This window comes from Myxococcus sp. AB056, from assembly GCF_006547365.1.
Classification (GTDB): Bacteria; Myxococcota; Myxococcia; order Myxococcales; family Myxococcaceae; genus Myxococcus; species Myxococcus virescens.
This window is the reverse complement of record NZ_VHLB01000155.1, coordinates 1-12,422: the sequence shown is the minus strand read 5'-3', so window position 1 is coordinate 12,422 and position 12,422 is coordinate 1. Positions and strand designations below refer to the sequence as shown.

Here is a 12,422-nt window from a genome sequence, read left to right as displayed (position 1 = left end):
CCCCCGTCCCCGCCGAAGCCCTGACCCGAAGCGCGGCGCACCTTCACACGCCGTACACACCTGAATCCCGATGATGAAGCCGGGCACGCGCACGGGGCATGATGGTTCGCATGATGCCTCGGACGCTGACCCTGACCTTCGTCATCACCGTGAGCGCGCTGCTGACCGGCTGCTTCAGCGACACGGACACCATCTGCGAGAAACGGAAGGAGTGCTTCACGGACACGCTCAACGTCCAGTCGTGCGAGGACGACCTCAAAGCCTGGATGGAGCGGCAGGACCAGGACCGCCGCAGGGACCAGCTCGCCGCGTGCGGGGACTGCGTCGGCAGCAAGACCTGCTCGCAGATTCGCACCGCCTGCATCGGCGCCTGCTTCGGCGTTCCCTGAGCCCTGAACGACAGCGGGGCCCGCATCTCACGATGCGAGCCCCGAGTCCTACGACATCACGCAGCGGCTACTTGCGCGTCCACTGGTCCAGCCAGCCCAGGACTTCGTCGTGCCACTGCACGCTGTTGGCCGGGCGCAGCACCCAGTGGTTCTCTTCCGGGAAGTAGAGCAGCTTGGAGGGAATCCCCTTCCGCTGGAGCGCCGTGAAGGTGCCCAGGCCCTGCGTCTCCACCACGCGGAAGTCCTGCCCGCCGTGGATGACCATCATCGGCGTCTTCCACTTCGCGACGTGCTCAATCGGGTTGTGCTTGCTGTAGCCCTCCGGGTTCTCCCACGGCGTGCCCTTGTGCTCCCACTCCGGGAACCACAGCTCCTCGGTGTCGAAGTAGCCCATGCGCTCGTCGAGGATGCCGTCGTGGTTCACCAGGCATTTGAAGCCGTCCGGCCAGTTACCGGCAATCCAGTTGATCATGTACCCGCCGTAGCTCGCCCCCAGCGCGCACATCTTGTTCGGGTTGATGAAGCTGTAGCGCTTGAGCGCCGCGGCCAGGCCCTTCTGCAGGTCCTCGAACGGCTTGCCACCCCAGTCGTCGGAAATGGAATCCGTGAACGCCTGCCCGTAGCCGGTGGAGCCGTGGAAGTCGACCATCACGGCCACGTAGCCACGCCCCGCGTACACCTGCGGGTTCCACCGGTAATGGAAGTGATTGCCGAACGAGCCCTGCGGCCCACCGTGGATGAGGAACGCCAGCGGGTACTTCTTCTTCGGGTCGAAGTTCACCGGCTTCACGACGTAGGCGTGGACCGTCTCGTTGTTCCAGCCCGGGAACGAGAACTGCTCGAAGCCACCGAAGCGGATGCGGTCCAGCGCGTCCTGGTTCACCTGGGTGAGCTGGCGCGACTCCGAGCCATCCACGTTCATCACGTGCAGGTCCGCGGGCGAATCCAGGTCGTCGTACACGTAGACGATGCGGCCTCCAGCGGCCGGCTGCGGCGCGTCCGCGGCGCCTTCCTTCGTGAGTTGGGTGGGCTTCCCCGTGGCCACGTCCAGCGCGAAGATGGGCTGCTGGCCCACGTGCCCGGCGCTCGCGAAGAGCGTCTTGCCGTCCGCGCTCCACGCGAGGCTGCCCACGGAGCGGTCCCAGTCCTGGGTGAGCACGCGCTCCTGACCGCCGGGCCAGGTGCGGAGGATGACGCGGTAGCGGTCCGCCTCGAAGCCGGGACGCGACATGGCCAGGTAGGCCAGCGTCTTGCCGTCCGGGCTGAACACCGGGCTGGTGTCGGTGGCGCGGTTCTTCTCCGTCAGCTTGCGCGGCTTCGCCTTGCCATCAATCGGCGCGACGAAGAGGTCCAAATCCGTGGACCAGGCCTCGGAGCGGCCCACGTCCCGCGCGGCGAAGACGATGCTCTTGTTGTCCGGCGTGAAGGTGAACTCCTCCGCGCCTCCAAAGGGCTTGGAGGGGCTGTCCGCGTCCATGCCCTTCATCACGTCCACGGGCGCGCCGCCGGCCACGGGGACGACGAAGACGTGCGAGCGACGTCCGTCCTTCCACGTGTCCCAGTGACGCGCGAAGAGCTTGTCGTAGGTGCGGCCGGTGGCCTTGCGCTTGGAGCGTTCCTCCTCGCGCTGCGGGGTGCACTCCAGCGTGGGGCAATCCGGGAAGACCTCCAGCGCCACGGCCAGCCGCGTGCCGTCCGGCGACACGCGGAAGGCGCCCACGTCCAGGGGCAGCTTCGTCACCTGCACGGCCTCGCCGCCGTCCACGGCCAAGCGCCACACCTGCGAGGAGCCGCCGCGCGAGGACAGGAAGAAGAGGCTCTTGCCGTCCGGCGCCCAGGTGGGCTCGGAATCCGCGTCCGGATGCGAGGTGAGCTGGCGCGGCGCGGCGTTTCCGTCGACGCCGACGAGCCACAGGTCCGTGCGGCCGCGGTTGGCCTCCATGTCCGTGGTGCGCAGGACGTAGGCGACCTGCTTGCCGTCCGGCGAGACGCGCGGGCTGCTCAGCCGGCGCAGCGAAATCATGTCGTGGTGGGTGAACGGCTGGGGCCGGGCCGGCGCCGGAGTGGCGCTCAGGGCCAGGGCCGCGAGAAGCGACAGCGGCAAGGGAGTCTCCTGGTTCAGTCGCCCCGCCGCCACCCCACCCGAGGGGTGCGTCACGGGCACGGTTGTCGGGGGTGGACGCTGCCTGCTACGGCCCGCGCTGTCCACCTCCGCGTACCCGGGGTACCACCTCCGCGCATCCCCGGCGCAGTCCACCATGACGCGGCGCTTCGACGCGGTTAGACACGGGCCCATGAGCGAGCCCATCACCGTCCGCGTCTGGTCCGATTACGTCTGCCCCTGGTGTTACGTGGGCTACGCCGAGGTCCAGAAGCTGAAGAAGGAGTACGACGTCCAGGTGGACTGGCGTCCCTTCTACCTGCGCCCGGAGACGCCCCCCGAGGGACTCCCCCTGCCGGATTACGTGCGCGAGAAGATGAAGGACCCGAACAACCCGCTGAAGCTCCGCGCCCAGGCAGCCGGGCTCACCCTGGTGATGCGGGAACTCACTCCGTCCACGCGCCGGGCCCACGAGGCCACCGAGTACGCCCGGGAGCAGGGCCGGCTGGAGCCGTTCCACGCCGCCCTCCTGCGCCGCTACTGGAGCGAGGGCCAGGACCTCTGGCAGTGGGACACGCTCCGCGGCGCCGCCCAGGAGGCGGGCCTGGACCCGGACACAGTGCAGCGCGTCGTCGAGGAGGGCCGCTACACGAAGGCCGTGGAGGACTCCATCCAGGAGGCGCGGGCCATCGGCGTCAGCGCGGTGCCCACCTTCGTGCTCGGGGAGCGCTTCGGGCTCCAGGGCGCGCAGGAGTACCCGGTGTTCCAGGAGGCCATGCGGCGGCTCGGCGCGACGCCCCGCGCGCAGCCCTGAGCGTCAGAGCCCCTTGAGCAGCACGAGCATCCGGCCGAGCGTCTCGTCGCCCCCGCTCCCCGCCAGCCCCTGGGCCAGGGCGTGGAGCTGGGGCGCCTGCTCGACGTGCTTGGCGATGAGCTGGAAGCACTCCACCGCGGCGGCGTCGAGCCGGGCCCGTGACTCGGCCGTGTCCGCCGCGCCTTCCGCGCAGAGCGCCACCACCGTGGGGTGGCCGAAGAGGGTCCAACAGAGGACGGCCTCGCGCAGCGCCATGCGGAACACGTAGTCCAGCACGCGCGGCGCGTCCGTGAACGGGTGGCGCAGCCAGTGATTCACCGCGTGGTGGCGCAGGTACTGCTCCACCCGCTGTGACAGGCCGGGTGACAGCCGCTCGCGGCGCTCCGAGTAGCGGCGCCACGCATCATCGGGCAGCAGGTCCACGCCGCCGTAGGACTCCAGCACCAGCTCCACCAGCGTGAGGAACCGCTCGCTCCGGACCGCGCCCAGGCGAGACTTCAGCACCGCGGCGCAGATGCCCACCCACGGGCCTCCCGGCAGCGACAGCGCCGCGAAGCCACCGTGCAGCGCCGTCAGCGTCTCGGGCAGGGTGAAGGTACGCAGCACTTCCGTCAGCAGGGCCTCCGCGCCCTCGCGCGCGCCGCCGTGGAACACCTCCGTGCCCCGGCAGTAGAAGCCGTCCAACCTGAGGCCCAGTTGCCCCAGCGCGAAGAGCCTCGCGGCGAACGGCAGCTCGCGGCGCTGGAGCACCGACAGCGCGGTGGAACGCACGGCCGCCGCGTGCTGCGTCCACGCGTCCTCGGAATCGCCGCCGCCCAGAGAGCGCGCAGTCTCCGGACGAAGCGCGAGGTCCTCGGACACTGGCACGGTGTCCACGGCGTCCTCCGCCAGCAGACACAGGCGAGCCACCTCCGGACACGCGAGCGAACCGGTCACCTCCAGCCCGTGCGCCCAGCGCGTGGCGACTCGCGGAAACGTGGCGCACGCATCCGGCAGCGCGGCCTCGCCATAGGCGCGGTGCAGCGAGCACGTCTTCCGCGCATCCAGGAACACGCAGTGCCCGTCCTCGCGCTTCGCGATGACGGCCTCGTCGCCGGGGCTGGCGTCAGGCTCCGGCCGGATGAAGGTCTCCACCCGCTCCGCGTCCGGCGTGCCCGCCACCGCTTGCTTCAGGCGCTGCAAACGCGGCCCGCTGACGAGGACGACGAGCCCCGCGCAGCAGGTGTCCTCGCAGGCATCCGCGAGGCACCTGAAGCGCGTCATGTACCGGGGGGCGGTGGCCGTCATGGCGACACGCTACTTCCTGCCCAGCGCCTTCTTCACGAAGCTCCAGAAGCCGCCCGCGCGCTCCTTGAGGTCGGCGCCGCGGCGCTCCTCGGCGGCCTTCACGGACTCCTTGCTGACCTGGAGCTGCTTCTGGAGCTCCTCCGGCGAGTAGCGCGTGGCCAGCGTGGCCTTCACTTCCTTGCGCGTGGAGTACTCACGCGCCTCCACGTGCAGCACGCATTCGGAGTCCAGCTTGAGCGTCACCGCCACGCGGACCGAACCCTTCGGTCCCTTGGGCAGACCTTCGATGCGCACGGTGCCCAGGTACTCGTTGGCGGAGATGTGGCTGTCCTCGCCCTGGAAGATGGACAGCTCCAGGAAGGCCTCGTTGTCCTTCGTCGTGTTGATGGCGAAGGAGCGCTGTGCGGGCAGCGGGCTGTTGCGCTCGATGACGCGCTTGAAGGCGCCACCGGGCATGGCCACGCCCACCGTCATCGGCAGCACGTCGATGAGCACCACGCTGCTCACCTTGTCCACGGAGCCCGAGTAGAGCGCCGCGCCCAGGGCCACGGCCTCGTCCGCGTTGACGCTGGCCTGCGCGCCCTTGCCGAAGAGCGACTTGAGCTTGTCGCGCACCAGCGGCATGCGGCTCATGCCGCCCACGAGGATGATGTCGTCCACCTCGGCGGCCTTCAGCTTCGCGTCCAGGAGCACGTCGCGCACCACGTCGATGGTGCGGCTGAGGAGCGGCTCGCAGATTTTCTCCAGCTCCTGCCGGCTGAGGACCACGCGCAAGTCACGCGGCCTGCCCGAGTCGTCCATCATCAGCATGGGGATGTGGACCTCGAAGGTGCTGCGCTCGGACAGCCCCATCTTCGCGCGCTCGGCCGCGTCACTCACGCGCGACAAGGCGATGCCGTCCCCCGTGAAGGTGATGCCTTCCTTCTCCTGGAAGCGCGCCAGCAGGTAGTCGACGATGAGGTTGTCGAAGTCGATACCCCCCAGGAAGACGTCGCCGCCGGTGCCGAGCACCTCGAAGACGTTCTTCTCGATTTTCAGAATCGTGGCGTCGAAGGTACCGCCGCCCAGGTCGTAGACGAGGACCTTCTTGTTGAGCTCGCGGTTGAGGCCGTAGGCGAGCGCCGCGGATGTGGGCTCGTTGAGGATGCGCTCCACCTTGAGGCCCGCGAGGATGCCGGACTTGCGCACGGCCTCACGCTGCGGCTCGGAGTAGTACGCGGGCACCGTCACCACCGCGCGCTCCACCTTCTGGTTGAGGTGGGCCTCCGCCATCTCCTTGCACTCGCGGAGGATGAGGGCCTGCACCTCTTCCAGCGACAGGGCCGTGTCCGCCAGACGCACGGCGGCGCGGCCGGCGGGGTCAGGGACGATGTCGTAGTGGAAGCGCTCGCGGACCTGGTTCACCACGGCGCTGTCGTAGGGACGGCCAACGAGCCGCTTCGCGCCGTAGATGGTGTGCTGGGGACGCAGCACCAACTGGTTCTTCGCGCGGTGGCTGACCAGCAGCTTGTTCTGCGCGTTGAGCGAGATGACGGAGGGAATCGTGTTGTAGCCCTCGCGCGAGCGCAGCACGAGCGGCCGGCCGTTGGAGAGCAACGCCACGCACGAGTTCGTGGTGCCCAGGTCGATGCCGATGACGGGCCCCGTGCCGCTGAGCGGCACCGGTGGAGGCAGGAACACCGTCTTCGGCAGGCCGTGTTCATCCAGGCCGGGCGCCTGCGCGGCGGCCTTCGCCACGGCGGGCGCGAGCACCGAGGGCGTCGCCGCCGGCTCCGGTGCCCGAGGCGCCTCACGGCGCACTTGGGGCAGCCCTTGAGGAGGAGGCGGCGGAGCCGGGGGCGGCGGAGGCAACGGGCGGGCCGCCATGGGCGGCTGCACCGGCGCGGGCGGAGGAACCATCGCCGCGCGCGGCGGCGGTGGAGGCACGACGGGAGGTGCTTCCTCCACGTCCTCGGACAGGTCGAGGTCGAAGTCGATGCCGCCGCCCCCCGTGCTGGCCGGAGAGGGGGCGCGCGGCGGCGGAGGCGGCGCCGTCCCCGCGTCCTCGGACAGGGCGAAGTCGAACTCGAAGACGCCCCCGGCCGAGACAGGCGCGGGAGGTGGCGCCGCCGGTGCGCGCGGCGGCGGAGGCGGGCTCACGTCCTCGGACAGGTCGAAATCGAACTCGATGCCACCGCTCCCCGCGGGAGATGTGACAGGCGCCGGCGGTGCCTTGGGGGCCACCGGGGCACGCGGCGGAGGTGCGGCCTCCGCATCGCTCAGGTCCAGGTCGAACTCGAAGCCGCCGCCACTGGAGACCGGCGCCGGCGGAGGTGCCACGCGCACGGGTGGAACCGCGGGCGCACGAGGCGGCTCAGCGACGGAGTCACCCAGGTCGAGCTCGAACTCCAGGGCCCCACCACCCGCCGGCGCGGACGACGGCTCGACCTCCAGGGAGATGCCGACCTCGATGGGCGGCTCATCGAGCGGCGCGCCCATGGCCACGGGCGCCTCACCCGACGGGCTCTCGATTTCGAACTCGAAGCCCGGCAGGGGCTCATCGATGTCCAGCGCGGCCACGGGCGGAGGTGGCGTGCTCGCGATGAGCTCGTCGAGCGGGATGTCCACGTCATCCGCGGCCACCGGAGGCGGCGGCGAATAGGAGACGGGCACGCGGCTCGGAGGCGGTGTCCTCGGCTCCTCCACCACCGACGGAATCAGGTCGAGCGGCTCGTCTGGAATCGGCGCGGAGGAACCACCCTCCGGCTCCAGGTCATCGAACAGGGAGTCGAGCGCGATGCCCCCCACATCCGCGGGCGCGGCGGCGGGGCGCGCCTGCACAGGGGGCGCGGGACGGGCCTGGACCGGAGGCGCGGGACGGGCCTGCGCCATGGGCGCGACGGCGGGCGCGATGGACGGCGCAATCGCGGGCGCCACGGACGGCGCGATGGACGGTGCAATCGCAGGCGCCACGGACGGTGCGATGGCAGGCAGGGGCCGGGCGGCGGGCGCGCTGGAATCCGCGACGGTCTTCCGCATCAACATCATTTCGACGAGCGCGCGGCTCGCCGTGTCCAGCTCCTCGAACTGCAGCCCCATGCCCGGAGGCCCCGCGGGATCACCCACTTCGCGGACCCAACGGACCAGCGCGGAGCCACGCAGCACCCGCACGCCTCCCGCAATCTGCACCTCGAACTTGACGGGGGTCCCCACTGCCTGCGGGGTGCGCGAGCGGATGAACATCCCACCCGGGCTCAGGTTGGTGGCGAACTCCTCCGCGAAGCTCCCCACGCTCTCATGCTTCAGCTTCACCAGCAGGCCAACTGCCTTCCTGTCCGTGGTGCGCCTGCCTTGATCCATGGCGAGGACAATCGCGGTACGCGACCCGCCGCTCAAGTAGGTTTTGCCCCCTCGGTCTCCTGCCCCGCGAACGGCGCCGACAGGTGGGCAGACCACCTACCTGCACCTTCCTATATCCTCCGCGGCGTCCCTCGGAGGCCTCATGAGCGCCATCCCTCTCGCAGTCCCAGGCCCCGCACGCGCGGGCTGGCTCGTCGACCGGCGGCACGACCTGATTTCGACGGGGGGCGGCCTCGGAGTGAGCCTGGCGCTGGTCGGACTCCATGTCTGGGGCGGCGTCAGCAGCCTGCTGTTGTGGTGGGCATGGGTGCTGGCACTGGATGGGCCGCACCTGTTCGCCACGGTATCGCGGACCTATCTGGATGCGCGGGAATGGCAGACACGGCGGCGCTTGCTGCTGGGCAGCCTGGCGTGGTTCGCGGCGGGCCCGGCGTCGTTCGGACTGTCGGCGCTGCTGGGCACGAAGCTGCCCTTCGCCCTCTTCATGACGGCGGCGGCGCTCTGGGCCTACTGGCACGTGGTGCGGCAGCACTACGGCATCATGGTGCTGTACCAGCGCAAGAGCGGCGAGTCGCTGCCACTGGACCGGCGGCTCGACAGCGTGACGCTGTACACGGGGCTGCTGGCGCCCTTCGTCGCGTTCGCGGTGTCACATCCGGGCGCGCGCAAGCAGTTGGGCCTGATGGGGCCCCCCACCTGGGAGCCGGTGGTGGCCGGAGCCTGCTTCGCGACCGTGCTGGCGCTGGTGGTGCTCTACACAGGCCGGCAGGTGCAGCGACACCGGGCGGGTCTGAAGGTGAATGGTCCCAAGCTGCTGATGATGGGCGCGGCGATGGGACTGTCGGCCGTGGTGTTCTGGCCTCCGTTCGCGGCACGCATGGACTTCATCATGTTCGCCGTGGCGGTGACGGCGTTCCACAACGTGCAGTACCACGGCGTGGTCTGGTTCTATCACCGCAACCGCTACCACGCGGCGGGCGTGGACCCAGCCCCGTTCGGCTGGGCGCCGAAGGTGAGCCAGCGCTTCATCGTCTACGCGGTGTGCGGCGTCGTCTTCACGCTGCTGTACCGGGGTCTGGGCTGCGGCTTCGGCGCGCACCCAGGCTGCGGCGGCTTCGACTTGAAGGTGCCCCTGGGCGCGGGGCTGACGCTGCGCAACCTGATGGAGTGCTTCATCTGGGGCTTCGCGCTGCACCATTACTACCTGGATCAAAAAATCTGGCGCGTGAGCCGGGACACCGGGTTGAACCGGGACCTGAAGCTCGGGGCGGCACCGGCCGCCTGACCGCCGGCCCGCCTGGCGCCCAGGAGGTGACATCTGCATGCCGGAACCCAGGCACGGCCCGAATCCGGTGATAGCGTGCGCCGCGAATGAAGCGGATTCTCTGGGTCCTGGGTGCAGCCTTCGTGCTGCTGGTGGCGTCCGGCGCGGGCGCCTTCTTCTGGATTGAGCAGCAGGCACGCACGGCCGCGGCGCCTCCTGGCGCGGACGTGGTGGAGTTCACCGTGCCCAAGGGAACGTCCGGGCGCGGCCTGGGCACGCTGCTCGAATCGCAAGGCCTCATCCGCGACGCGCGGGTGTGGCGCTGGCACCTGTACCGGCGCGGCAACTTCGCCCCCAAGGCGGGCCGCCATGAGGTCAGCGCGTCGATGACGCTGGCCGAGCTGGCCACGGAGCTGGAAGGCAACCCCATTCCCGAGGACGTCCCGTTCGTCGTCGTCGAGGGCTGGCGCCTGCGCGACACGGACGCGGCGCTCGTGGCCGCGGGCTTCATCAAGCCGGGCGCGTACATCGCCGCGGCCAGCAAGCCCAAGAACTTCACCGCGCCCTTCCCCCTGCCCTCCACGGGCACGCTGGAGGGCTACCTCTACCCGGAGACCTACGGCGTGATTCCGGGCAAGTTCGATGTGGAGGCGCTCATCCAGCGTCAGTTGGACGCCTTCGCGCAGCGCTTCTATGCGCCCAACCGCGATGCCATCACGAAGAGCGGTCGCACGCTGCACGAGGTGGTGGTGATGGCCTCCATGCTGGAGCGCGAGGAGCCGCTGCCCGACCAGCGCCCCCTGGTCGCCGGCATCCTGTGGAAGCGCGTGGACAAGGGATTCCCGCTCGGCGTGGACGCCACGTCGCGCTACGAGCTGGCGCAGTGGAATGACCGCGTCGCCTTCCTCAAGCGGCTGCGGGACCCGCAGGACCCGTACAACACGCGGCACAAGAAGGGCCTGCCGCCCGGCCCCATCGGCGCGCCCACCGTGGCCTCGCTCCAGGCCGCGATGACACCCAAGCCGAGCGAGTACTGGTACTACCTGCACGACGCGCAGCGCATCCTCCGCCCGTCGCGCAACGCGGAGGAGCACGAGGCGCTCCGCCGCAAGTACAACGTGTACTGAGGCAAGAACTCAGCGCCCCTGGAACACGGGGGCGCGCCGCGCGGCTGCCGCGGCCAGTCCCTCGCCCAGGTCCTGGCTGCCGTAGCTCTCCGCCTGAAAGCGCGCCTCCTCCTCCAGCGCGCGCTGAAGCTCCGCCCTGTCGAGCCCCAGCCGCTGCTTGAGCGCACGCACGGCGAGCGGCGCGTTCGCGGCAATCCGTCCCGCGAGTTCCCTGGCGCGAGTGAGCACCTGTCCCGCCGGCGCCGCCTCCAGCGCCAGTCCCAGCTTCACCGCTTCCTTGCCATCGAAGCGGCGGCCGGTGAGCAGCAGCTCCGCGGCGGCCTGTGCCCCCGCGCGGCGTGGCGCCAGGTACGTGGCGCCCATGCCCGGATGCAGGCCCAGTTGCACGAAGTTGAGCGCCAGCTTCGAGTCCTCGGCCACGAGGCACACGTCACAGGCCAGCGCCACGCACAGCCCCGCACCAATCGCGGGCCCGTCCACCGCCGCGATGACGGGCACCGGCAGGTCCAGCACGCTGAGGTAACGCGCGTAGAAGCCGAGCATGAACGCGCGCGCATCCTCGAAGGACACCTGGCGCAGCCGCTCCAGCATCTTCAGGTCCCCACCGGCGGAGAACGCGCCTCCCGCCCCGGTGAGCACCACCGCCCGGACATCGTCACGCCCCTTCAGCTCGGCGACGCGCGCGCACAGCGCGTCTCCCAGCTCGGGCGTCATCACGTTGCGTCGGGCGGTGTCGTTGAGGGTGAGGGTGGCGACGGCACCCTCCACCTCGAGAAGGACCTCTGCGGCAGGAGCGGACATGGCCGCGCACTGTAGCGGCCCCGGCCGCTACGGCACCACGAGCCTGAGGAAGGCGTCCTGATTCCAGGTGTCGCCCGCCCCGTCGCGCTGCCAGCCGGTGACGGCGAGCCCGCGGCCCCGCACCGTGGCCACCCCCGCGGTGGTCAGCGAGCACACCCCGCTGGCGCAGGGCTGCGCCTCCAGCGTCTGCTCCCCCAGCCACGCCCCCGAAGCCGCGTAGCGCGTCAGCACGCTGCCACACGTCACCGCGACGCCGCCCGCATCCTCCACCGCGACAGAAGCGCCCAGCTCGGTCACCGGCCCGCACAAGGGCTGGCGCACCCAACCCGCGCTGCCATCCGCGCCCGCCGTCAGCACGAAGGCTCCGGAGGAACCGAGCGACGCCTCCCCCCACACCAGCAGACCGATGAAGTCACCCGCCGCCACGAGCGTGCCATCCGCCGCCACCGTCACCGACGTGATGCGGCCCTTCACGCCCGGCAGCTCCTTGCCCCACAGCAAGCGCCCGGACGCATCGAACGTCAGCACCACGAAGCCGCGCACACCGGGCGCGCCGAACGTCTGGCCGTCCACCTCCAGCGCGTCCACGAGCTGTCCGGCCAGAATCGACTGTCCCGAAGGCGCCAGCGCCGCCGCGTGCAGCGCGGTGTCCATGTTGGCGCCGTGGAAGCGCCGCGACCACAGCACGGCGCCATCCGCGGCGTAGCGCGTGAGCACGGGGTCCTCGACGAACTCCCCCTCCCACTCCTCGCCCGCGGCCAGCACGCCGCCCTGCGCGTCCGCGGCGATGGCGTAGACCTTCTGTCCCACGCGGTGCTGCCAGACAGGCAAACCCGCCGCGTCGAACTTCACCAGGAAGCCGTCCTGCGCCTCACCCAGTCCGAAGTCCGCCGAGTAGAGGAACGCATTGCCCGACAGGAACGTCGCCGCCTCGCTCGCCGCCACGCGCGTGTCGGAGAAGCGGTTGCGCGCCCACTCACGCGACCAGCGCGGCGCCCCATCCGCCGCGTAGCGCGCAAGCGTCAGCGCCAGCTTCTCGCCCTCCACGGGCTCGCGTTCTTCGTCCTGGCGCGGCGTGCTGTACACCACCACCGCCACATCTCCAGAGGAAGCCGAGGCCACGCCCGTCCCGACGTCGTCCTGGGGCCCACCCACCACCTGGTTCCACGGCGAGGCCGCCGCCGGCACCGGACGCTGCGGGAACCCACCGTTGGAGTCATGCGGCGCCGTGGGCGCCACGGCCACGCCCGGTGTGACTTCGTCGCCGTCACGCGGCGCTTCGGCCAGAGTCCCCCCGTCC

At 70.7% G+C, this 12,422-nt stretch carries 9 protein-coding genes; 4 read left to right on the top strand and 5 right to left on the bottom strand.

From position 1 onward, the window contains the following. Nucleotides 1-110 precede the first annotated feature (110 nt). Nucleotides 111-389, top strand: a complete 279-nt coding sequence (locus FMP39_RS35995) for a hypothetical protein (RefSeq protein ID WP_225909569.1) — start codon at nucleotides 111-113, stop codon at nucleotides 387-389. A 67-nt stretch (nucleotides 390-456) separates the two neighbouring features. Here the strand turns inward: FMP39_RS35995 and FMP39_RS35990 are convergent, their stop codons facing one another. Beyond that, a complete protein-coding gene (locus FMP39_RS35990; protein WP_194858711.1) occupies nucleotides 457-2,493 on the bottom strand; it encodes a S9 family peptidase in 2,037 nt (678 codons plus the stop codon). Nucleotides 2,494-2,683: 190 nt separating this feature from the next. Here FMP39_RS35990 and FMP39_RS35985 point away from each other — a divergent pair, with 190 nt between their 5' ends. Beyond that, a complete protein-coding gene (locus FMP39_RS35985; RefSeq protein ID WP_228558624.1) occupies nucleotides 2,684-3,304 on the top strand; it encodes a DsbA family protein in 621 nt (206 codons plus the stop codon). Nucleotides 3,305-3,307: 3 nt separating this feature from the next. On the opposite strand, the gene fliB is transcribed toward FMP39_RS35985, so the two are convergent. Then, nucleotides 3,308-4,591 carry a flagellin lysine-N-methylase gene (fliB, locus tag FMP39_RS35980; protein WP_141594476.1) on the bottom strand — a complete coding sequence of 428 codons (1,284 nt, stop codon included), beginning with the start codon at nucleotides 4,589-4,591 and terminating at the stop codon, nucleotides 3,308-3,310. A 9-nt stretch (nucleotides 4,592-4,600) separates the two neighbouring features. Then, on the bottom strand, nucleotides 4,601-7,930 hold the full coding sequence (locus tag FMP39_RS35975; protein ID WP_228558623.1) for a TIGR02266 family protein: 3,330 nt from the start codon (nucleotides 7,928-7,930) through the stop codon (nucleotides 4,601-4,603). Nucleotides 7,931-8,072: 142 nt separating this feature from the next. Between FMP39_RS35975 and FMP39_RS35970 the strand changes: the two genes are divergently transcribed. Next, complete coding sequence (locus FMP39_RS35970; protein WP_141594474.1) at nucleotides 8,073-9,215, top strand: hypothetical protein; 1,143 nt, start codon at nucleotides 8,073-8,075, stop codon at nucleotides 9,213-9,215. A gap of 86 nt (nucleotides 9,216-9,301) precedes the next feature. Then, nucleotides 9,302-10,321, top strand: coding sequence for an endolytic transglycosylase MltG (gene mltG / locus FMP39_RS35965; RefSeq protein WP_141594473.1), 1,020 nt, complete (start codon nucleotides 9,302-9,304; stop codon nucleotides 10,319-10,321). A 9-nt stretch (nucleotides 10,322-10,330) separates the two neighbouring features. On the opposite strand, the gene FMP39_RS35960 is transcribed toward mltG, so the two are convergent. Together FMP39_RS35960 and FMP39_RS35955 are read right to left on the bottom strand one after the other, a co-directional pair. Next, on the bottom strand, nucleotides 10,331-11,122 hold the full coding sequence (locus FMP39_RS35960) for an enoyl-CoA hydratase/isomerase family protein (protein WP_141594472.1): 792 nt from the start codon (nucleotides 11,120-11,122) through the stop codon (nucleotides 10,331-10,333). Nucleotides 11,123-11,149: 27 nt separating this feature from the next. Beyond that, nucleotides 11,150-12,422: hypothetical protein (locus FMP39_RS35955; RefSeq protein WP_228558622.1), on the bottom strand; the 1,273-nt coding region annotated here is incomplete at its 5' end.

Bases quoted from the DNA above. Each gene is read 5' to 3' on its own strand.
- FMP39_RS35985 (WP_228558624.1), top strand. From the start codon at position 2,684: ATGAGCGAGCCCATCACCGTCCGCGTCTGGTCCGATTACGTCTGCCCC.
- mltG (WP_141594473.1), top strand. From the start codon at position 9,302: ATGAAGCGGATTCTCTGGGTCCTGGGTGCAGCCTTCGTGCTGCTGGTG.
- FMP39_RS35960 (WP_141594472.1), bottom strand. From the start codon at position 11,122: ATGTCCGCTCCTGCCGCAGAGGTCCTTCTCGAGGTGGAGGGTGCCGTC.
- fliB (WP_141594476.1), bottom strand. From the start codon at position 4,591: ATGACGGCCACCGCCCCCCGGTACATGACGCGCTTCAGGTGCCTCGCG.
- FMP39_RS35970 (WP_141594474.1), top strand. From the start codon at position 8,073: ATGAGCGCCATCCCTCTCGCAGTCCCAGGCCCCGCACGCGCGGGCTGG.
- FMP39_RS35975 (WP_228558623.1), bottom strand. From the start codon at position 7,930: ATGGATCAAGGCAGGCGCACCACGGACAGGAAGGCAGTTGGCCTGCTG.
- FMP39_RS35995 (WP_225909569.1), top strand. From the start codon at position 111: ATGATGCCTCGGACGCTGACCCTGACCTTCGTCATCACCGTGAGCGCG.